Source organism: Anaerofustis sp. NSJ-163 (assembly GCF_024135845.1).
Lineage (GTDB): Bacteria > Bacillota > Clostridia > Eubacteriales > Anaerofustaceae > Anaerofustis > Anaerofustis butyriciformans.
Genome location: NZ_JAMYJV010000007.1, coordinates 19,520 through 42,950, shown reverse-complemented (window position 1 = coordinate 42,950; position 23,431 = coordinate 19,520). Strand labels below are relative to the sequence as shown.

The 23,431-nt window shown below is 29.6% G+C and carries 20 protein-coding genes; 10 read left to right on the top strand and 10 right to left on the bottom strand.

The features are described from left to right. Positions 1-7: 7 nt before the first annotated feature. Positions 8-2,071, bottom strand: coding sequence for a U32 family peptidase (locus tag M6G78_RS09630; RefSeq protein ID WP_253230251.1), 2,064 nt, complete (start codon positions 2,069-2,071; stop codon positions 8-10). A 164-nt stretch (positions 2,072-2,235) separates the two neighbouring features. Here M6G78_RS09630 and M6G78_RS09625 point away from each other — a divergent pair, with 164 nt between their 5' ends. After that, the gene (locus tag M6G78_RS09625; RefSeq protein WP_253230250.1) at positions 2,236-4,599 is read left to right on the top strand and encodes a SpoIIE family protein phosphatase; all 2,364 of its coding nucleotides are present in this window, start codon (positions 2,236-2,238) and stop codon (positions 4,597-4,599) included. A 25-nt stretch (positions 4,600-4,624) separates the two neighbouring features. On the opposite strand, the gene M6G78_RS09620 is transcribed toward M6G78_RS09625, so the two are convergent. The 7 genes from M6G78_RS09620 to tilS all read right to left on the bottom strand — a co-directional run bounded on the left by M6G78_RS09620 (position 4,625) and on the right by tilS (position 11,798). Next, complete coding sequence (locus tag M6G78_RS09620; protein WP_138267988.1) at positions 4,625-5,080, bottom strand: hypothetical protein; 456 nt, start codon at positions 5,078-5,080, stop codon at positions 4,625-4,627. A gap of 57 nt (positions 5,081-5,137) precedes the next feature. Next, positions 5,138-5,722: a peptidoglycan recognition family protein gene (locus tag M6G78_RS09615; protein ID WP_138267987.1), complete on the bottom strand. Its 585-nt coding sequence runs from the start codon at positions 5,720-5,722 to the stop codon at positions 5,138-5,140. A gap of 102 nt (positions 5,723-5,824) precedes the next feature. Then, entirely contained in the window at positions 5,825-7,189 is a 1,365-nt protein-coding gene (locus M6G78_RS09610) for an O-antigen ligase (protein WP_138267986.1), read from the bottom strand. A gap of 328 nt (positions 7,190-7,517) precedes the next feature. Next, positions 7,518-7,910 (bottom strand): thioesterase family protein, encoded by a 393-nt coding sequence (locus M6G78_RS09605; protein WP_253230249.1) that lies wholly within the window; start codon positions 7,908-7,910, stop codon positions 7,518-7,520. After that, complete coding sequence (gene ftsH, locus M6G78_RS09600; RefSeq protein WP_371922841.1) at positions 7,903-9,783, bottom strand: ATP-dependent zinc metalloprotease FtsH; 1,881 nt, start codon at positions 9,781-9,783, stop codon at positions 7,903-7,905. The genes M6G78_RS09605 and ftsH overlap by 8 nt, the downstream gene beginning before the upstream one ends. Positions 9,784-9,875: 92 nt before the next feature. Further along, positions 9,876-10,409 carry a hypoxanthine phosphoribosyltransferase gene (gene hpt / locus M6G78_RS09595; protein WP_253230248.1) on the bottom strand — a complete coding sequence of 178 codons (534 nt, stop codon included), beginning with the start codon at positions 10,407-10,409 and terminating at the stop codon, positions 9,876-9,878. Between the two features lie 3 nt (positions 10,410-10,412). Further along, the gene (gene tilS, locus M6G78_RS09590; protein WP_253230247.1) at positions 10,413-11,798 is read right to left on the bottom strand and encodes a tRNA lysidine(34) synthetase TilS; all 1,386 of its coding nucleotides are present in this window, start codon (positions 11,796-11,798) and stop codon (positions 10,413-10,415) included. Positions 11,799-12,130: 332 nt separating this feature from the next. Here tilS and M6G78_RS09585 point away from each other — a divergent pair, with 332 nt between their 5' ends. The 8 genes from M6G78_RS09585 (at position 12,131) to fusA (ending at position 19,098) form a co-directional block, all read left to right on the top strand. Then, positions 12,131-13,444: an LCP family protein gene (locus tag M6G78_RS09585; RefSeq protein WP_253230246.1), complete on the top strand. Its 1,314-nt coding sequence runs from the start codon at positions 12,131-12,133 to the stop codon at positions 13,442-13,444. 168 nt (positions 13,445-13,612) lie between these two features. After that, positions 13,613-13,900 carry a 30S ribosomal protein S6 gene (gene rpsF, locus M6G78_RS09580; protein WP_207734391.1) on the top strand — a complete coding sequence of 96 codons (288 nt, stop codon included), beginning with the start codon at positions 13,613-13,615 and terminating at the stop codon, positions 13,898-13,900. A gap of 13 nt (positions 13,901-13,913) precedes the next feature. Further along, positions 13,914-14,339 (top strand): single-stranded DNA-binding protein, encoded by a 426-nt coding sequence (locus tag M6G78_RS09575; protein ID WP_138267979.1) that lies wholly within the window; start codon positions 13,914-13,916, stop codon positions 14,337-14,339. A gap of 26 nt (positions 14,340-14,365) precedes the next feature. Beyond that, on the top strand, positions 14,366-14,614 hold the full coding sequence (rpsR, locus tag M6G78_RS09570; protein ID WP_138267978.1) for a 30S ribosomal protein S18: 249 nt from the start codon (positions 14,366-14,368) through the stop codon (positions 14,612-14,614). A 103-nt stretch (positions 14,615-14,717) separates the two neighbouring features. Beyond that, complete coding sequence (gene brnQ / locus M6G78_RS09565) at positions 14,718-16,007, top strand: branched-chain amino acid transport system II carrier protein (RefSeq protein WP_253230245.1); 1,290 nt, start codon at positions 14,718-14,720, stop codon at positions 16,005-16,007. Between the two features lie 107 nt (positions 16,008-16,114). Continuing rightward, positions 16,115-16,477, top strand: coding sequence for a hypothetical protein (locus M6G78_RS09560; RefSeq protein ID WP_138267976.1), 363 nt, complete (start codon positions 16,115-16,117; stop codon positions 16,475-16,477). Positions 16,478-16,493: 16 nt separating this feature from the next. Next, positions 16,494-16,913 carry a DUF948 domain-containing protein gene (locus M6G78_RS09555; protein WP_138267975.1) on the top strand — a complete coding sequence of 140 codons (420 nt, stop codon included), beginning with the start codon at positions 16,494-16,496 and terminating at the stop codon, positions 16,911-16,913. Positions 16,914-17,010: 97 nt separating this feature from the next. Continuing rightward, entirely contained in the window at positions 17,011-19,098 is a 2,088-nt protein-coding gene (fusA, locus tag M6G78_RS09550; RefSeq protein ID WP_253230244.1) for an elongation factor G, read from the top strand. An 86-nt stretch (positions 19,099-19,184) separates the two neighbouring features. Here the strand turns inward: fusA and M6G78_RS09545 are convergent, their stop codons facing one another. Beyond that, entirely contained in the window at positions 19,185-19,511 is a 327-nt protein-coding gene (locus M6G78_RS09545; protein ID WP_253230243.1) for a hypothetical protein, read from the bottom strand. Positions 19,512-19,587: 76 nt separating this feature from the next. On the opposite strand from M6G78_RS09545, the gene M6G78_RS09540 reads away from it, so the two are divergent. Further along, positions 19,588-20,160, top strand: coding sequence for an epoxyqueuosine reductase QueH (locus M6G78_RS09540; protein ID WP_138267972.1), 573 nt, complete (start codon positions 19,588-19,590; stop codon positions 20,158-20,160). Positions 20,161-20,193: 33 nt separating this feature from the next. Here M6G78_RS09540 and carB read toward each other — a convergent pair whose 3' ends face one another. Beyond that, positions 20,194-23,418 (bottom strand): carbamoyl-phosphate synthase large subunit, encoded by a 3,225-nt coding sequence (gene carB / locus M6G78_RS09535; protein ID WP_253230242.1) that lies wholly within the window; start codon positions 23,416-23,418, stop codon positions 20,194-20,196. Positions 23,419-23,431: the final 13 nt, after the last annotated feature.

The window sequence follows — 23,431 nt, the reverse complement described above, 5'->3', positions numbered from 1 at the left end:
TTACCTCCTATAATAACTTCCTAAAATAACAACCTTTAGTACTTTCTGCTAATCTTTCTTTTTTCAAATATTTATCAATTACAATATCAACTTCTTTACTATTCTCGTTTGTAAATAAGAATACTCTATCAATATTATCCTTTAGTTTATCTAATTTGTCAAATATACATACGGGATATGTGTTGAAAATTTCACTGGTTTGTCCGTTACATTTAACTTTAAATTTTTTACCCATTCTATCCGTAAGGCTTTTATTTTTATTGCAATTCTTACATCCTACTTCTTCATTAACGGGACAGTTTCTTACAGTCATTAGAGGTAAATATCCATAAACTATTACAGATAAAGGAGTATTTGTTTTTATTTTATTTATATTATTTACGGTATTTTCAAAAGATAAAGTAATATTTTTTAAATTGTTAATATTTTTCTCAAGTATATCTATGCTGTATGAATTTGTTATATTACTGCCAAACCCACTATATACATCAAATCCTTTTTCATCGGCTAAGTATATTTTACCTATGGTATGAGATAAGGCTTTGTTTATTCCAATCTCTTCTACAGTATCAAGCATTGACTCTATATTATCTTCCCTGTCAAAATAAATTCTTGGTATTTCTACCCCAAGCTTTTCACTATACTTTTCTATTACATCTTTAGATATATTTTTAACTTGAAATAATGGAACAAATATAATATCAAAGTAATTTAAAACTTTATTTGTTAATAAATTTATATTACTTAATACAGCAATATTTTTATGTTCTCTTACAATATCTTTCTTATTAATCTTCGTTAACGTATCTATATCATAAGTTTTAAACCTGTTTAGTCTTATACTGTCCATTTCTTTTATGGCATTTCTTCTCATTTCATTAATAGCTGATACCGGAATAAAAATATTATCATCAGTATTTCCATCCATTTTATCTACGTAATATATACTTTCACCAAACTTACTTAAATTCTTTTCTATATTTTCTTTTAAAGTAGGTTTATTTTTCGCCTGCTCTATTATAGGACCAAACTGTTCTACCGATACCCCTTCTTCATCGGTTACTTTAACATATGCTTTTTCACCTAAAGAAAAGTCATAAGTCACATTAACTTTAACTTTTTCTTCTTCAATATCCATATTTTTAATTTCTTCACTTATTTGTTTAGTATAAGATTTATCTTCTTCGCTTCTTATACCAAACATATCATTTCTTTTTCCTGTTATATATCCATCTGTAAAACCGCTTCTTGAGAATACATTTTCAAGTTGTTTTTTATTATAATATCCTTTTTCAACTTTATCTTTAACAGCACAAACAACACTTTTAACATACTCATTGCTTTTCATTCTTCCTTCTATTTTTAAAGAAGCAATACCCATTTTTGCAAAAGTATCAATATAGTCTATATAACATGCGTCTTTCAAAGATAGATTATACCTGTTTTTATCATTAACATAAAAAGGAAGCCTGCATACCCCTGCACATAAACCTCTGTTTCCGCTTCTTTCTCCAAGTGCGGAAGAAAAATAACACTGTCCGGAAACACTCATACATAAAGCTCCGTGCATAAAAATTTCAACTTCAACATCTACTTCATCAAGTATTCTTTGAATTTCCACAAGAGATAATTCTCTTGATAACACAACCCTGTCAAAACCCATTTCCTTTAGCTTTTTCGCATCACTTACATTATGAACGCTAAGCTGAGTTGAAGCATGAAGAGGCACATGAGATATTTGCTTTAATATATTTATTACTCCAAGATCTTGAACTATAATAGCATCAAAGCCGGCTTTATTAATCATTTCAACTTCTTCGATTAACTTTTCTATTTCATTATCATAAACAAGAGTATTTAAAGTTACATGAGCTTTTTTACCTCTTAAATGGCAAAAATCAACCGCTTCTTTTACCTCTTCAAATGTTGAAAAATTCTTTGCGTTTCTTCTTGCATTAAAATTACCAAGTCCAAAATATACACTATCCGCACCACTTAATACTGCTGTTTTTAAATTTTCAAAATTACCGGCAGGTGCTAAAATTTCTATTTCATTTCCATTTACTAACATGATTTTATCCTCTAAGTTAATTTACACTGTAAGTATATAATATTAGCAAATTAAATACAAATACTTAAAGGGTTTTTTATTTTTTTTAGTTTTATTCTTTTTTTCATCAAATTTCACCAACGAGGCTTTTTATAATTTTTATATAACTTATGGGAGGCTTTAATATGATAAGTAGAGAAGGTATACTAAAAATCAACAATACATACGCTGAAAATTTAAAAAACAAAAGAAAAGAAAACAAATTTTTAACTTATCGCAATGTTTTTATGCTTGTTATGTCAATATTAAATAGCTTTTGTATTTTCTTTTCTTATACTTTGCCGTTTGTCTTTGGATTTGGTGCTTTTATAATTTATAAAAAGGAATTAAATAATTTACCTTTAATCATTATGACAGTGTTAACAGCTTTCAATTTAAATATATCCTCAGCTTTTAGGTTAATTATTGCATTTTGCTTTATGCTTATGGTAAATCAAAATTATATAGTAAATGAAAATAAAAGCACATATTCCGTTATATGTGCCCTTATTACTTTGTTAAGCGGTTTCTTTGTTAATTATATTTTTAAAAACCCACCCATTAACAATGTTTATTCATTAATTGAAAGTTTAAGTTTAATATTGGTATTTTTTGTTTTTAATACCTCTTATAATCTTATAGAAAATTTTGATTTAAAAAAAGAATTCTCCTCTTTTGAAGCAATAAGCCTGTCTATTATTTTTTCAATAATAGTACTGGGGTTAAGTGATATAAAAATATTTACAGTTTCCATTGCTCTTATTATAACCTCTTTTATGTTGCTTTTTGTATCTACCTACTTTTCATTAAGCCTTTGCCTTAGTTTTTCACTTATAGGAAGTATTCTACTTACTCTAAAAGGTGGATACAGCACTGATATAATTTTAATTTTTACAGTAGCTACTTTATTTTCTTCAATGACAAAAAATTTATCAAGAGGAATAAGCACCTTGGTATTTATATTTACTACTCTTACCCTTTCTTGCTATGTAAATAAAAGTATTATGTTTACTATCCCGGTAATTGATGTATTAATTGCAGGTATTATTTTTCTTATTGTATCAACAACTTTTAATCAAAAAATTTTAAATTTGGTAAATATAAAACAAAAAGATTTTCACGGAAATATATTTAATAGTGCCATAAAAAAAGCAATAAAAGAAGAAATTGAAAATAAGAAAAACATGATAAACGAAGTAAGTTATAACATAACCTTAGAGGAAGAAGAAAAAAATGAGAATATAACAAAAAGCATTTGCAAAGTTCTAACTGCCGACATATGCACAAACTGCGAAAACTTTGCTAAGTGTTGGAATGAAGACGGAAAAGAAACCTTTGTAAACTTTTCTCAAGTAATACTTGATACATATAATGGTAAAATAACATCAAAAAAAGATTTACCAAAAAGTTTTGTAAATAAATGCAAATATAACTTCTTTATTTTTAAAAGCGCATCTTACTTGTGTGACAATCTCAAAATAAAAAAAGATTACAAAAATAAACTTTCTAAATTCAAAGAACTTATGAAAATAGAATTCAAAAGCATAAATAAAACTTTAGACAATATTTATACAAACATAAAAAAGGGATTAAATTACTTTTCAAAAGATGAAGAAAATATAAGAGAAAGCCTTTTTGCTATGGGAATTATAGTAAAAGAAAGTGTAGTCTTGGAAGATTTTCAGGGAAAAATGAGAATATACATTAAAACAAGCAAACGACTATCCTCCGAAGAATATAGAATAACCGTACCTTTACTTTTAAGTGAGATATTAGATAAAAACATCATGTATGATTATGATTCTTTCACGGAATCCTCTCTTGAAGCTTTTGAATATACTTTTACGGAAAGAATGCCTTTCTCTTTAAGCGTTGGAATTAAAAGAGGGAAAAGAAACGATAAAGAGAAATGCGGAGATAATTACTCAAATATAATTCTTCCTACAAACAAACATTTAATTGCCCTTGCCGATGGAATGGGAACGGGAGAAAAAGCAAATATGCAAAGTGAAAGAGTGTTAAATCTTCTGGAAGAAATGCTTGGATGTGAAAGCGAAGAAATTGACAGCATAAACACTATAAATACAATTTTATCTCTTGAAGAAAAAGAAGTTTTTTCTACACTCGATATTATACTTTTTGATTTATTTACAGCAAAAGCTGAATTTATAAAAGCAGGAGCAACTGAAAGCTACTTAAAAAGAGAGGGTGAAGTAACCAGTCTTTCTGCCCAAGCTCTTCCAATAGGAATAATAGAAAATATAGATATAGCAAAAGAGACCATAAAATTAAAAAACAATGATTATATTTATATGGTAAGTGACGGCTTTTTAGAAGCATTTATGAACGATAGAGAACTTATAAAAGAAAAAATCCTTAACATGGAATATAGAAATCCTCAAAAGATTGCTGATGAACTGTTTAATGAAGCTTATGCAAGAAGTCTTGGAAAGCTTAAAGACGATGTAAGTATAATTGTAGTTAAAGTAAGAGAAGAATTATATGAATAAGAAAACGAGTATAACACTCGTTTTCTTATTTAATTATATTTCTTTTTGCCATTTCTCCAGCTACGCTCAAAGCAATAATACTTAATAATGAAATAATTATGTATGTGTTAATACTTATCTTATCTCCCGTCTTAGGCGTTTCGGATTTTCTATAATTATGTTCTGAATTGTCATAAACATCATTTGAATTCTCATTGCTATACGGATCTTTCGGATCCTCATTGCTATACGGATCTTTCGGATCCTCATTGCTATATGGATCTTTCGGATCTTCATTGCTATATGGATCTTTCGGATCCTCATTGCTATACGGATCTTTTGGATTTTCTGTACCATAATAATTATAATAAGCAAACACATTATCGTTACTCAATGTTTTGACCTTTTCTTTGATAATCGAATTTGCGAATACAAAGTTGGGCAAACACAAAATTATTGCAACCAATAATATTCCAGAAATTTTTTTAATTTTATTTTGCATAATAACTAAATTCCTCCCACTTTTATTAAAAACTTACATAAATCATATTTTATTATATTACGATTCATTTAACCGCTTTGTAACCTCATTTGCAATATTATCCATAAGACTTTCCAAATAAGGTCCCGGACATTCTGTTTCTGTATTAAAAAATTTATGAATAGTAAGCGTCCCTGTTTCATCGCCCGTCCATATTAATTCTTTTATTTCATTTCGACGGCATATATCTTCGCATAATTCAATGAGTGCTTGATAAGATTCATCACTAACATGCCATTCTCCACCATTCTCGTCATTTGCAACTTCTATGGTAACTGCTTGATTATCATTTTGAGGACTTGACGATGTCCATGCACGATTTTTCTCTTCAACATAAAGTCCGACATTACCATTTATATCTATGGCATAATTTGAAGAAGCATGTCTGCTTGGGTCCGCAAAAACTTCTCCTAATCTTTCTAAAGAAATCGTTCCTGCCATATGATGTATTGTAATTTTTTTTATCTTTTTTTCTCTCGGGAATGTTGCATTCGGGCTTAAGTAAACATATTTAATCATGGAGCTGTTATCAGCAATGATTTCAACTTGTTCTTCTAAAGTCAGTTTATGCCCTACATTATCAGGAAGCCCATGTACATTCATTCTCCATTCTATTATCGAAGCTACACACAACAAACAGAAAAAACACAAAATACACCATATCGGAAAAAATTTTTTCTCTTTTTGTATCATATCTATCCCTTTCTAAAAAATATCATGAAAACCTGTACAAAGAAAAACAGTAAAAAAAACAAGAAAAAAAATATTTTTACTACAACGACCCATTTCATATTTTTCTTTATTAGAACCTACAGTAGTTAATATGGTTAAAACCGTAATACATGGATAAAAAAAACTCACATCAATCATATTATGAAAGAAAAATGCAGAAAAACCAACAATACCATCTCCTCCTTTCATATATATACGAATTATAATTATTACCATCATTAATAAGGCAACCAAACCCAATTCAACACCTATATGAATAAGCGAATTATGAATATGCCATGTATTAAAATACATATCACTATCATACAAATTTAAATATCTCCACTGATATGGTCCGACCCCTATAATTGGATTTTTTAAAATATATCCTAACCCATTTTCCATCATCTTAAATCTTTCAATAAAAGTTGCTACGGCGTTTGTACGTATGAATATAGCAGCTATTACAAAAAACAAACCACTGGCAAATATTAATAAAGAAATTTTTTTATATTTTCTAAGAAAATCGTCCATTAAATACCAATAAAATGATAATAAAAAAACATATATTATCGTCAGACAAGCAATCCAAAAAGTATTCGCAAAAGTTACGGAAAAATAGATTATAATACCTGCAGATATCCCACAAATATTTTTAGCTATCGTCAATAAAGCAAATGAAATTAATTCTTTCCTATTATAAATGCGAGCTTTTTGAATTAATAATATAATTGTAGCCAATATCATTGAAAGAAAACTTCCCATGGATAACGTCAAAGCTAAAGCTGTAAGTATTAAAGGTTCCAACCTGCTTATAATGTTGCTTACAATATTTATTTCTATCTCATTTATTTCACTAACCTTTAACGAAAACCATGCAACAACCAAAAAACATCCTAAAGCATTTGGATTCCCTAACATTGTTTCAAGTCTAAAAATCTCTCCGTTAAAAGAAGAATATATAAAATCTAAAATTCCATAACACGAAATAAGTCCTGCCCATAAAACACATAATCTGCGCATCCATAAACGTTCACTGTCTTTTAAGAGTGACAAAAAGACATATATGACCGGATATATGATTTGAGTATTAAAAAAACCATGAAAAACATCACCGAAAATACTTATGGAAGATAACGCGCTAAAAATCTCATAAATTAATAACGGAAATAAAATCCATGGATCAATAAAAACTGAATCCTTTGTCAATGCTACTACGCATAGAATACATCCAATTAAACCAACCATTTCCCGGCTTCCTATTCCCGTAATTGTCAATGCAACAAGAGAAAATAATAATAAAATCAATAAAAAATGTTCTGTAAATATATCTTGATACTTTTCTATTGTTTCTTTCATTAACACCTCTTTTTCATTCTATATTTCAATAATAATAAAATAATATACTTGTCTAATCATTTAATACATTTTAACTATATTTATTACCATATTAATAAACTTACACTAATAACAATTGATAAATAATCTTTGTCATAAAAAGTATAGATTTAGGAACATATAAACATTAATACATATTAATCATTTTATGTATTAATGTTTATTTTTTTTCTCTTTATTCGTATATTATACTTTTTACATGTTCTATTTTAATATGTCATAAAAAGTATACCATAAGTATCAGCATTATTACAATATATTTTATATTTTATATTTTATATTTTATATTTTATTTTTTACTTTCAGCCTTTGCTTCAAACTTCTCTTTGTTTATGATAAATCTTTCGTGAATTCCTTCACCGACTTTCTCCTTTTCGTCATAAGCTTCGACTTTAAATACTAATCTTCTTCTGTCAATTTCTATAAGCTCACATTCACATCTTACTTTCATTCCAAGTGGTGTTGCAGCAAGATGTTTAAAGTTTGCTAAAGTTCCAACAGTTGATTCCTCTTCACTCAGATATCCTTCAGCAAGTTTAAAGCAAGTTCCTTCCATAAGTAAAAGTAAATCAGGAGTTGAAAAAACCTTTGCGGCTCCGCTCCCTTTTGAACATGCAAGATGTTCTTCTTTTACAACCATTTCTCTTTCATTTTTTAATCCGACAGTTAATTCTTTATTCATTTATATTGTCCTCTTCTTCATTGTTTTTTTCTCCTTCTCCCGGATATTTCCCTGTTTCAAATAAACTTGCAAATTCTTCTCCGGTTAGAGTTTCTTTTTTGATTAATTCGTTTGTGATAAGTTCAAGCTTATCTTTATTTTCAGCTAAAATATTAATAGCTTTTTCATGACATTCGTTTATAATGTCTCTTACTTCTTTATCTATTGCACTCGCAACTTCTTCTCCGTAGTTTTTACTTCTTAAGAAGTCTCTTCCAATAAATACATCATCTTGTCCGCTGCCTAAGCATAAAGGTCCAAGTAAATCTGACATACCCCATTCGGTTACCATGCTTCTTGCAATTTTACTTGCTCTTTCAATATCATTTGAAGCACCTGTGCAAATATCATCAAGCATAACTTCTTCTGCTGCTCTACCACCAAGTAAACCGCAAATCATATCAAGAAGTTTACCTTTTGGCATATGAGAATTATCATTGTCAGGAAGCGAAATTGTATACCCTGCAGCCATTCCTCTTGGAATGATTGAAATTTCTCTTACTTCATCACATTGAGGAAGACTCTTCATTACAATTGCATGACCAGCTTCATGCGCAGCTGTAATTTTTTTATCTTCATCAGTAATAACCTTACTTTTCTTTTCAGGCCCTGCAATAACTCTTTTTATAGCTTCTTCTATGTCTTTCATAGAAACTTTCTTTTCTCTTTTTCTTGCAGCAAGCAAACTTGCTTCATTCATTACATTTTCAAGGTCTGCACCTGTAAATCCGGCAGTGCTTTTTGCAATAATGCTTAAATCAATATCATCTTCTAATGGTTTGCCTTTTGCATGAACTTTTAAGATATCTTCTCTACCTTTTACATCAGGAGGAGCTACAAGAATTTGTCTGTCAAATCTTCCAGGTCTTAATATAGCAGGGTCTAATATATCAGCTCTATTTGTCGCTGCTATTATGATTATTCCTTCTTGATTTGAGAATCCATCCATTTCAACCAATAATTGGTTAAGAGTTTGTTCTCTTTCATCATTCCCACCGCCTAGTCCGGCACCTCTGTGACGTCCAACGGCATCAATTTCGTCTATGAATACAATACATGGTGCATTTTTCTTTGCTGTTTCAAATAAATCTCTTACTCTGCTGGCACCAACACCTACAAACATTTCAACGAAATCAGAACCGCTTATACTGAAAAACGGAACTTTTGCTTCCCCTGCAGTTGCTTTTGCAAGTAATGTTTTACCTGTTCCGGGAGGTCCTACAAGAAGCACACCTTTTGGAATTCTCGCTCCCAAATCAATGTATCTTTTTGGTGATCTTAAAAAGTCAACAACTTCTGCAAGTTCTTCTTTTTCTTCATCTGCACCTGCAACATCATCAAATGTATATTGTTTGTCGCTTTTTGTATATAATTTTGCTTTACTCTTACCAAAAGACATAACTTTGCTTCCGCCTCCACCTTGTTGAGAGAAGAAAACAAAGATTAAAAAGCCCATTAATCCAAGAGATACAAGAACCATTAAAATATTTGTCCATCCTGTTGAATTTGATATCTCATAAGTTACATCAATTTCTCCGGGATTAGCTTTGATATAATCTGTCAAAAGACTATCTAATTCCGACAATGCAACATTTGATACCAAAATCGTATCTCCGCTTTTTAATGTAGTTTCGGCACTTTGTTTATTTCTGTTTATGGTTATGCTTTTTACGTTATCGGCCTCTAAATTCTGAACAAGCTTACTGTATGAAGCTTTTTCAACTTTTGCAGCTGAAAGAGGATTTACAGAACCTGTGACCATGCTTATAAGAAAATATACGCCAAATATCAGCACAACATATATAATTATGGTTCTAAATTTTTTATTGTTCAAATTTTCTCTTCCAATCCTTTCCTTTTAAATTAATTTTATATTTTATCATACTTATTCATTATTAACAATAATTTAAACAGATATTAAACCTTTTAAGAATATACTTCTTCTTTTAATATACCAATATATTTTAAGTTTCTATATTTGTCATTATAATCAAGTCCATAGCCTACAACAAATTCATTTGGAATATAGAATCCATAGTAATCCACAGGAACTTTTATTTCTTCTCTTCCTTTTTTAATAAGTAAAGAACATACTTTTACGCTTTTTGGATTTCTTTCTTTTAATATTCTTATTAAATAATCAAGTGTTCTTCCTGTATCCAAAATATCTTCAACAATAAGAAGATCTCTTCCCTCTACATTTGTTGACAAATCTTTAACAATATTTACAACCCCCGAAGAGGTTGTTCCTTCATAACTGGATACAGCCATAAAGTCCATATCAACAAAAGTATCTATTTCTCTTAGTAAATCACTTAAGAACATAACAGCTCCTCTTAAAACACAAATGACAAGAGGATTCTTATCTTTATAATCTTTAGTCAAAACTTTTCCAAGCTCTTCTACCTTTGCTTTTATTTCTTCTTCAGTAATTAAAACCTTTTTAATATCTTCCTTCATTTTTTACCTCTCAATATTATAATGTATGTTTAATATATTTTTTGTATTTTTATCTGTTTTATATTTATCACTTATTTCATATCCTATTACAGCAACTATATTTTCTCCGTCAACTAAAAGAGGAATTTCATCTCTTTTTTCTCTTGGAATTTTTTTATCTATGAAATATTTTTTTAATTTCTTACTTCCCTCTAATCCAAAAGGATAAAACACGTCTCCTTCTTTTCTTGTTCTTATAATAAGGTTATTTTTTATTTTATCATAATCGACGTATTTATCTTCAGTATTTTTTTCTAAAAATTTAATTTTTTTTAAATTAATTTTGTAATTATTTATTTGTGCTTTAAAATTATCTAAATTATCAACCTTAATATTTATTTTTTTATCTTCATTTTGTATGTTATTTTCTTTTATTTTATATTCAAAATAAAGTTTTTCATATCTTCTCTTAACAACTATATCATTTGATATATTAAGATCAAATGTAGTTTTATTTTTTTGTATAAGTTCTATAATTTTATTAACATGTTTACTGCTTATATCTTTTGTAACCTTTATTGACCTTAACATATTAAACAATACCTGTTTTTTTACAGCTCTATTTAACTTTTTAAATTCATTTACATAAACATAAACCAAATTTTTTTCATGATAAATATCTACATTACTGCTGAGTTCATTAAGAAGATCTTCAATTTCTTCAGCAACTAAAGAGAGCTCAAAAAAATGCATAAAGGCTTTATTGTTTATTTCTTTTAAGTGTGGTAAAACATTATGTCTTATATTATTTCTGCTATAGTCTGTATCAAAATTCGTTTTATCCGTTACGTATTTTAAATTATTTTCCTCAATATAAGAAAGAATTTCATCTTTTGATAAAATAAGCATAGGTCTTATTATATTACCGTTTTTTACGCCAATCCCTCTAAGACCTCTTATACCGCTTCCTCTTACCATATTTAAAATAATGCTTTCGCTATGATCAAGCAAATGATGTGCGGTTGCGGTTTTATCTATTTTGTTTTCTTTAGAAACCTCATTTATTAAATTATAACGAATATTTCTGCTTAATTCTTCAAGTCCTAAATTTTCTTCCTTTTGTATGCTTGGTATATCTACGCTCTTTAAAAATAATGTTACGCCATAATTGTCACATAATTTTCTGACAAACATTTCATCATCTTTAGCTTCTTTTCTAATATTATGATTCAAATGAAAAGCAAAAAGTTCAAAAGACAAAGATAATTTAAGTTTATTTAAAATATGAAAAAGACAGACAGAATCGCTTCCACCTGACAACGCAATCATTACTCTTTCATTTTTCTTTATTAAATTGTTATCAATGATAAATTGTTTTACTTTATTTTCTATTCTCTTAGATAATTCCATAATAGTATTTTAAACAAGTACTCCCCAATTATCAAGGTTAAATCAATAAATATTATACTATTATAAGTTTTTATGATATACTTAAAAAAAATATAATTTTAGATATTTATTTACAAATTATTTTAAACAATATGTATTATAAATATATTTATAAAAAAATTTATTATATTATGATTAAAAATTTATTATATTATTGTAATTAACAATTTTTTTGTTAAAATATTAAATTCGAGAAACCTTTTTCTTAATAAAAAATTAATTAGGTCATAATATTTTCGTAATATTATTACGTTAGAATATTTACAATATTTTATAATGAGCTGAGGTTTATAATGGGTAAAATTGTAGTAAAAAGAGCTGACGGCGAAATCATTAAAATTGATGAGAACGAAGCTTTGGGTGAACTTAGAAAAATAAGAGATAAGGAACAAAGAAGCCATAACAAAAAAAGGCCAAGCCGTCCAAAAAGAAAACAAAGGAAAACAACCAATAGAAATAACGATCCTAAAAACAGAATCCCGGTTGATCAAAAAAGAAGAAAAAGAAGAAAAAAACCGCAAAAAAAATGGAGAAGAAGACTTAAGAAAATAGCAATCTTCATTTTAGTATTTTTAATAATAGGTGCTGCTTTTGCATATTATCAAGTAAATCAAATATTTGCTAAGATGAATACTGTAGATTTCCCTACAAGCAATGAAGAACTAGGAATTTCTTCTTATGTGGAAGATTATTATGGTGCACAAAGTAAATATATTAAAAATTATGCTTTATTTGGTGTAGACTCAAGAGGAGAAGAAAGCGGAAGAACTGACTCTTTGATGATATGTTCTGTAAACAGTAAAACAGGCGAAATTTCTCTTACATCAATACTAAGAGACTCCTATATTCAAATTGCACAAACAGACGGTCAAGACTATGGCTTTGATAAAATCAATGCTGCGCACTCTTACGGCGGACCACTAATGACAGTTAAGACATTAAACGAAAATTTCGATTTAAACATAACTGATTACGTTGAGGTAAATTTTGAAGCAGTTGCGGATATTGTAGATGCTTTAGGTGGCATAACTTTAGATGTAAAAGAAGATGAAATAGAAAACTTAAATAAATTTATAAGAGAAAACAATAAACTCCTTGGAGGAACACCTTCAAAAGAACTTACAAAATCAGGTGAACAGGTTCTTGACGGAAAACAAGCTTTATCATATTGCAGAATAAGATATGCAGGAAACGGAGATTACCAAAGAACCGCAAGACAAAGAATAGTAATGAATAAAATATATGAAAAGCTTAAAAACAGTGACTTATTAACACAAAAAAAAGCGATGGAATCAGTACTTCCTTATATTACAACATCACTTGAATCAAACGATATGTGGCCAATAATTTTAGCATATTTTAAAAGTGAAGAAGGACCAAAATCACAATCCCTTACTGATGAAAACATAGTAAAATCAGCAACAATAAACGGAGCATGGTGCCTTGTATTTGATACACTTAAATCAAATGTAGAATATCTTCATAAAATGATTTACGGAAGCGACTATACGGTTTCTCCAACAGTTGAAGAAAGAAACAGTGCTTATGAAGAAAAAACATTATATGTAACAAAATATGCAATAGATTCAAAAGTTTATACGAAATAAAAAATTTATACAAAAAAGGAGCAGAATACTGCTCTTTTTTTATTTTTTTTTCAAAAAAAACTTTACAAGAATCCTTTTATAATGCTATAATTAGTAAACTGTGACGAAAAGTCGCATCCTTGGGAAAACATGATGTTTTCCCCATAAGTCCACAAGGAGGTGAAAGATATGAGAAAATATGAAACACTTTTCGCTATTAGACCTGACATGACTGAAGAAGAAATCAAAGGAATAATAGAAAGAATTCAAAACGTAATCAAAAACAACGGTGGTAACGTTGAAGAAGTTGAAGAATGGGGCATGAGAAAACTTGCTTACAAAATTAAAAATAAATATCGTGATGCATATTATACATTAATTAATTTTGAAGCTGAAAAAGCATGTCTTGATGAATTAAATCACACATTCAGAATTACAGAAGATATCTTAAGAGACATTATCGTTAAAAGATATTAATTAGGAGAATAAAATGCTAAACAAAGTAGTATTAATCGGTCGTCTAACAAGAGATCCTGAAACAAGAGTTTTATCTTCAGGTTCAAGTGTTAGCACATTTACGTTAGCAGTTGATAGAACATTTAAATCAAGAGACGGAGAAAGAGGAACAGACTTCATTCCTATCGTTGCATGGGGAAAAACTGCGGAACTTTGCGGACAATATTTAAGCAAAGGCAGACAAACAGCCGTTGCAGGCAGAATTCAAACAAGAAGTTATGACGCCAATGATGGCTCAAAAAGATATGTTACGGAAGTTGTTGCCGAAGAAGTTACATTTTTAGGCTCTAAAAATGACGGCATGAGCAGAAATAACAATAACTTCTCATCCCCTGACAATGAATTCGGTGTTCCTATGGATGGATTCAGTGAAATGGATGATGACGATATGCCATTTTAATTAAATATTAAAAAAGGAGAAAAGCTATGGCTATGCAAAGACAAGGTGGTTCTAATGGCGGTTTCAGAAGAAGAAAAAAAGTTTGCTACTTCTGTGAAAACAAAATTGAACACATTGATTATAAAGATACAAAAGTATTAAAGAAATACGTATCTGAAAGATACAAAATTTTACCTAGAAGAGTAACAGGAACTTGTGCAAAACATCAAAGAGGCGTTACTCAAGCTGTTAATATTGCAAGAAATGCTGCTTTATTACCATATACAGCTGAATAATAATTAAAAATTAAAAGCATACCTTTTGGTATGCTTTTTTTATTTTTACAAAAAAGTAATTTTATGGTAAAATAACTCAAACATTTTTTAAGAGGGACATATCATGAACAAATTAAATAAGAAAGACACAATATTAATAGGACTTACATTATTTTCAATGTTCTTCGGAGCAGGAAATTTAATATTTCCGCCATACCTTGGAACAAACGCAGGGACAAATTTTATACCTGCTTTTATTGGGTTTTCCTTAAGTGCAATAGGGCTTCCTGTACTGGCGGTATACGCAGTTACAAAATCAGGAGGATTAAAACAATTAACTAATAGGGTTCATCCTATTTTTTCTTTTGTTTTTATTCTAGTTCTATACCTTGCAATTGGTCCTTGCCTTGCAATTCCAAGAACTGCAAGTACTTCATTTGAAATGGCTGTCTTACCTTTTTTTAATGTAAACAGCATTATACCAAGTATAATTTATTCCTTTATTTTTTTCCTAATTGCAGGCATTATTGCACAAAAACCGGAAAAACTAACGGAATATTTAGGTAAAAAACTTACACCTTGCCTGCTCTTTCTAATTTTTATAGTTTTTATAGGTGCATGTTTTACTTTGTTTGGCAATATAACGCAGCCAACAGATACATATAAAAATCTTTCATATGTAAAAGGTTTTATTGATGGATATCAAACAATGGACACCCTTGCGGCATTAAACTTCGGCATGATTATTTCAATGAATATAATCGAAAAAGGAATAAAAGATAGTAACAAAGTTACAAAATATACGATTAAAGCTGGATTTTTAGCAGGAATATTTCTTTTAATCATATATTTTATGCTTGGAATAACAGGACTTTTTACGGGAATAAGCGGACAAATGACAGAAAACGGAGCCCAAACTTTAACTTATGTAGTTTCTTTGATTTACGGTAAAGTAGGATTAATAATTCTTGCAATGATATTTGTTATAGCATGTTTAAATACTTGCATAGGGCTTTTTAGCTGCTGCGGAACTTATTTTAATGAAACATTTCCAAAGCTTAGTTATAGAAGCTGGGTTATAATTTTTGCCCTTGTTTCTTTCTTAATTTCAATAATAGGTCTTACACCAATTTTAAAATATTCGGTTCCTGTACTTAATATTTTATATCCCGTTTCAATTGTATTAATTATACTTGCATGTATAAATAAACAAATAAGTAACAATAATATTGTATATAAACTTACTACAACAGTCTGTTTAATAACAAGTATTATAATAAACATACCTTTATTTTCAGACATAAGCATTAAATTACCTTTTTATGGTATTGGATTTGCGTGGATAACACCAACATTTATTGCTTTTATGTTAAGTTTATTAATAAATAGAATGAAAAATTATAATTTTAAGTAGATTTTAAAGTTTAAAAGTACCATAAAAAATTTAGCATTAAATTTCTATGTATTTTTTGTATAAAATGTGATAATATATTATTAGATGTATTAAGGAGGATGGAAATTATGTCAAACGGAAAATTTTTAGCAGGATTAATAGTTGGAATAGCTGCAGGTATAGCTGCAAAATATGCTTACGACAATAAAGAAGAATTAATGGATATTGCCATTGATAATTATTATATTGCAAAAGATGAACTTTGCACATTTGCGCAACATTCACTTGAAAAAGCAGAAAAACTTTCTAAACAAGCAAAAGCAAGTGCTGATTTAGCTTTAAACACAGCTAAAGAAAGAATTGATGATGTTGCTAATTATGCAGATGAACAAATCGATGACTTAAAAGATATGGTTCAAGAAGCTAAAGAAGAAACTAAAAAAGAAAATCTTGATGATTTCGAATTAAAATTTGACGAAGAACTTTTATAATGGAGAATAAAATTAAATGATTATAAACCTTAGTCCCTTAGATATAGCCTTAATAATTGTATGCGTTGTTTTGGTCGTATTAATTTTATATTTAATTGTAACCGTTAGCAAACTATCAAAAACAATGACTAAACTTAACGATGTACTAAGAGACGTGCAAACACTTACCAGTGCAAATACAAACAAAATTAATTCAATAATTGAAAATGTTGAGGGAATAACAAGCGATGCAAAGGAGCTGACAAACAAAGTAAATAACTCTGTAAAAGGAATTGAAACAGCACTTAAAACACCGCTTGATGATCCAAATGGAATAATGCATAGTACGATGAAAATAAAACAATATTATTCCACCGCAAAAAACGTAATGTTTGCTGTAATGGTTGTTAAGGATTTTTTCCACATGAAAAAAAGAAAAAAAAGAAAAAGTAAATAATATCGTTGACATAAGGTTGTAGCTAAATAATCTCGTGAGATTGCTGCGGCCTTTTTGAATATTATCATCAAAAATAAAAGCAAAAGGAGAAAGACAAATGAAAACGTATAAAACCAAGGACATAAGAAACATTGCACTACTTGGCCATGGAGGCTCAGGTAAGACCTTGCTTGCAGAGGCTATGGCTCTTAAAGCAGGTCTAATAGAAAGACTTGGAAGAACAGAAGATGGAACAACAATTTCAGATTATGATTCGTGCGAACAAAGTAAACATAGTTCCATATCTACATCACTTATCCCTATAGAACACGGTGGCGTTAAAATTAATGTTCTAGATATTCCGGGATATTTTGATTACATAGGAGAACAATGCTCGGCTCTAAGAGTTGCTGATACTGCAGTAATAGTAGTTGATGCTGTAAGCGGAGTTCAAGTAGGAACAGAAAAAGCTTATGAAATGGCTGTTGAAAGAGGAATACCAATTGCCTTTGTAATCAATAAACTAGACAGAGAAAATGTAGATACACATAAAGTTATGGAAGAATTAAGAGCCCTTACAGGACCTAAAATTGTTCCATTCCAAATCCCTATCAACGAAGGAGTTGGTTTTAACAGCGTAGCTGATATTTTTGATAATAAGGCTTATACATACGAAAAAGGCAAAATGACAATTACGGATGTACCTGACTCTACAATTGAAAAATCAACAAAATATAAAGACATTATTTTTGAAATTGCTGCAACAACAGATGAAGAATTAATGGAAAAATATTTTGAAGATGAAGATGGAACGTTAACAGAGGCAGAATTACATTCAGGTGTTAAAACAGCAATAGCAAACGAAGAACTTATACCAGTATTCTGCGTAAGTGCTTTAAATGATATAGCTATCGATAAATTCTTAGATGCAATTGTATATAACTTCCCAACACCAATAGAAGCAAAAGCTGCAAAAGTTGATCAAGATGGAAAAGAAGCACAAAGACATTATGAAGATGATGCTCCACTTAGTGCTTTCGTATTTAAAACAATTGCTGACCCATTTGTTGGAAAACTTTCTTTATTCAAAGTTAAAAGTGGTATTCTAAAACCTGGTATGGAAGTAAATAACACAACACAAGATAAGAAAGAAAAAATTGCAAAAGTATATACATTAATTGGTAAAAAACAAGAAGAAGTTATGGAAATGCATCCTGGAGATATCGGTGCACTTGCAAAACTTGCATATACTAAAACATCAGATACATTATGCGATCCTAAAGACCATATTAAGTTTAACCCAATCAACTTCCCTCAATCTATTATCTTTACAGGTATTGAACCTAAATCAAGAGGAGATGAAGATAAACTTTCAACAGGTCTTAATAAACTAAGAGAAGAAGACCCAACAATTGTTGTTAAAAGAGATGATGAAACACATCAAAACGTACTTTACGGTATGGGAGAAACACATCTTGAAGTTGTTAAAGAAAAACTTAAAAATAAATTTGGCATAGAAGTTGTATTAACTCCACCTATTATACCTTACAGAGAAACAATAAAGAAAAAAGCAACTGCTGAAGGTAAACATAAAAAACAATCAGGTGGTAGAGGTCAATTTGGTGTTGTAAACATTGATTTTGAACCTACATATAATCTTGAAGATGATTTAGTATTTGTAGATGCTGTCGTAGGCGGTGCAGTTCCAAGAAACTTCATTCCTGCTGTAGAAAAAGGATTAAGAGAATGTATAGAACATGGTGTTCTAGCAGGATATCCTGTTGTTGGTCTTAAAGCTACATTGTTTGACGGAAAATTCCATCCTGTAGATTCAGACGAAATGAGCTTTAAAATGGCTGCAAGCATAGCTTATAAGCAAGGTATGGCAGCTGCTGATCCTGTACTTCTTGAACCTATTTATAAAGTTGAAATTACAATTCCTGATGATAACACAGGAGATGTAATGGGAGACTTAAACAAGAAGAGAGGCAGAGTTCTTGGAATGGATCCTGTAGGAAACGGTAAAACAATGATTACTGCTGAAGTTCCTTTAGGAGAAATGTTCAAATATGCTACAGAACTTCGTTCAATGACTCAAGCAAGAGGATCTTTCACAATGGAATTTGAAAGATATGATGAAGTTCCTCAAATGGCAAGCGCTAAAATAATCGAAGAAGCAAATGCAAGAAAAGAAGCTAAAAAATAATATTTAAAATAAAAAGAAACATCTAAATATTAGATGTTTCTTTTTTTATAACATTAATACACATAAAATCTATTATAATATCTAATTTATTTTTTATATTTCCCTTCCGTAAATACACAAGAAATAATAAGTCCTATCACCCAAAAGGGCATTAATAAAATTGATAAAAACGAATACTTTGAATTTTGAGCAAATAAAACTATAGGTGATAAAATAGGTAAAAGAAGCAGTGCAAAAATAATAAAAATTTTACCTAGTGTTTTGTTATACCCTTTTATGTCTTTTACATTTGGTATTTTATCCGTATTAGCCAAATATTGAATTGGCTTTTTTGATTTCATCATTGAAATGCCAATTATAACAAATATTAAAACTAAAATTAAAACAATCCCCAAAGCTATTATATTTACCATATTATTATTTCCTTATCTTGTTGCAATTAACCAATTTTATTTTATAATATATTATTATACATAAAGGAGATTTATTTTGAAAGTATTATTACATTCATGCTGTGCCCCATGTTCAATAATGTGCATTGATACACTTAGAAAAGAAAATATAGAACCAACTTGTTTTTGGTATAATCCAAATATTCATCCTTTTAATGAATATAAAAAAAGAAAAAAAACACTTATTGATTATACTGAAAGCATTAATATAAAACTTATTATAGAAAATGAATATGGACTTAGAGAGTTCATTGATAATATTTACCCTAATTTTGATAACAGATGTGGTGTATGCTATAATATGCGTCTTTTTGAAACAGCAAGATACGCAAAAGAAAATGGATTTGATGCCTTTTCTACAACTTTGTTAATTAGTCCTTTTCAAGACCATAATTTGATTTGCTCCATTGCAAAAGCTGCAGCAAAAAAATATGATGTTAAATTTCTATATAGAGATTTTAGACCTTATTTTAACGAAGGACAGGAAAAAGCCATAGAACTCGGTTTATACAGACAAAACTACTGCGGATGTATTTTTAGCGAAGAAGAACGATTTTCTAAAAAGAGAAGAAGAGAACTTTTACAAAAAGAATCCCATGAAAGCAAATAAAAAAGACGGCAACAAGCCGTCTTTTTACTTTTATTAATAATTTGCTACATCTGTAATATCAAATTTATCATAGTCTAAATCTTCACAGAATAATTTAGCAAGAGCCATTGCACTATCTATTGAAGTAACTATGCTTACTCCACATTCAACAGCACATCTTCTTATTTTGAATCCGTCTGTTTCAGAATCAGAAGAGCTTTGAGGAGTATTGATTATTAAATCAATTTTATGATTTTTAATTACATCAAGAATACCAAGTTCTTTATGTTCTCCTTCGTAACCAATCTTATACACTTCAGTAACATTTTCTACACCATGTTCTTCCATGTATTTCTTTGTATTTCCTGTTGCAAAGAATTCATATCCAATATCTGACATATTTTTTAGTGAGTCTATAAGTTCATCTTTACTTTCGTCATTTAGAGAAATAAGAAGTTTTCTCTTTCTTCTGCTTAAATCAAATCCGGCAGCAAGGAATCCTTTATAAAGTGCTTCAAGATAATTTTTGCTTACACCAAGTACTTCACCAGTTGAACGCATTTCAGGTCCAAGACTTACTTCTACATTAGGAAGTTTTTCTGTTGAGAATACCGGAACTTTAATTCCATAATATTCGCTGTCTTCATTTATATAACTTCCATATCCCATTTCTTTAATGCAAGGTCCAAACATAGATCTAACTGCCATTTCAAGAATTGGAACATTTGTAATCTTTGTAATATATGGAACTGTTCTACTTGAACGAGGATTAACTTCGATAACATATAACTCATCTCTAAATACGATAAATTGAATATTTATCATACCTCTAACATCAAGCTCAAGAGCAATTTTTCTTGTATAGTCATATAATGTTTCTTTAATTTTATCACTTACATGAATTGTTGGATAAATTGTTACACTATCTCCTGAGTGAACCCCTGCTCTGTCAAGATGTTCCATGATACCAGGAACAAAAACTTCTTCACCATCGCACACAGCATCAACTTCAAGTTCAAGACCATATAAATATTTATCAATTAGAACTGGATTTTTAGGGTCTTCTTTAATTGCATTTGTTAGATATTTTACAAGACTTTCTTCATCATGGCAAATCATCATACCTCTACCACCAAGAACATATGAAGGCCTTACAAGTACAGGGTATTCGATTCTATTAGCTGTTTCAATACCTTCTTCAACTGTAAATACACCTTTTCCTGTTGGTTGTTTTACACCAAGCTTTGTAAGCATTTCTTCAAATCTTTCTCTATCTTCAGCTTTATCGATACTGTCAGGAGAAGTTCCAAGAATTGGAATATTTTCTCTTACACACATTTCTGCAAGCTTGATAGCTGTTTGTCCACCAAATTGTAAAATAACTCCATCAGGTTTTTCTTTATTATAAATATTAAGAACATCTTCATCTGTTAAAGGTTCAAAATAAAGTTTATCAGATATATCAAAGTCTGTACTTACTGTTTCAGGGTTATTGTTTACAACAATTGTTTCTATTCCAAGTTGTTTTAGAGCATATACACAGTGTACTGAACTGTAGTCAAACTCTATACCTTGACCGATTCTAATAGGACCTGAACCGATAACCATAACTTTCTTTTTATCTGTTACTACTACTTCGTCTTCAGTGTCATATGTTGAATAATAATATGGAGTATTTGCTTCAAATTCCCCTGCACATGTATCAACCATTTTATATACAGGATTAATATTCCACATTTGTCTCATTTCATATATATCTTTTTCTCTAACGCCCATTAAGAAACTAATACCTTTATCAGAGAAACCTTTTTTCTTTAAATCAAGAAGTTCATCTTTTGTTAAAGTTTCTAAAGTTAGAGTTTTTAAATGTTCTTCTCTTTTTACAATTTCGTTTATCTTATTTACAAAGAATAAATCAATACCTGTTATTTTACTTACTTGTGTTACAGAATATTTCATTCTAAGCATTTGAGCAAGAACAAAAATCCTTTCATCATCTGCTTTAAATACTTTATGTCTAAGTTCTTTGATTGGAATATCATTTACTTTATCATGTACTAAAGTATGTTTTTTAATTTCAAGAGAACGTATAGCTTTTAAGAATGCTTCTTCAAAAGTTCTACCTATAGCCATTACTTCTCCTGTAGCCATCATTTTTGTACCTAAATCTCTTTTTGCATTTAAAAACTTATCAAAAGGCCATTTAGGAATTTTTACTACAACATAGTCAAGAGCAGGTTCAAAACATGCATAAGTTTCTTTTGTAACTGCATTTTTAATTTCATCAAGATAATATCCTAGAGCAATTTTAGCTGAAACTTTAGCAATAGGATAACCTGCAGCTTTTGATGCAAGAGCTGAAGAACGAGAAACTCTTGGGTTAATTTCAATAATTGCATATTCCATACTGTCTGGATGAAGGGCAATTTGTACGTTACATCCACCTTCAATACCTACTGCATTAATTATATCTATAGATGCTGTTCTTAGCATTTGATATTCTTTATCTGAAAGGGTTTGACTTGGAGCAACAACAATACTGTCTCCTGTATGGATACCTACAGGGTCGATATTTTCCATATTACAAATTGTAATACAAGTACCTTTTGCGTCTCTCATTACTTCGTATTCAATTTCTTTCCAGTTTTTAATACTCTTTTCAATTAAAACCTGAGTAGTCATTGATAAAGCAAGACCGCTTTCTGCAATTTTTAAAAGCTCTTCTTCATTATTAACGATACCGCCGCCTGTACCGCCAAGTGTATAAGCAGGTCTTACAACAACCGGATAACCTATTTCTAAAGCTGCTTTTTTCGCATCTTCCAAAGTATTTACAATTCTACTTTCAATAATAGGTTGTCCAATTTCTTTCATTAACTTTCTGAACTCATCCCTATCTTCGCCTTTGATAATTCCTTCAATACTTGTACCTATTACTTTTACTCCGTATTTATCAAGAATACCTTTATTGTGAAGCTCCATTGTCATATTAAGAGCAGTTTGACCACCCATACCTCCAATGATTGAATCCGGTCTTTCTTTCGCAATAATTTTTTCCAAAGATTCTACATTCAAAGGTTCAATATATACTTTATCAGCAGTTTGTTTATCTGTCATTATTGTTGCAGGGTTAGAGTTTACAAGTACAACTTCAACCCCTTCTTCTTTTAATGCTTCACAGGCCTGTGTTCCTGAATAGTCAAATTCTGCAGCTTGACCGATAATAATAGGACCAGAACCTATAACCAATACTTTCTTTATATCATCTCTTTTTGGCATTTGTACATTCCTC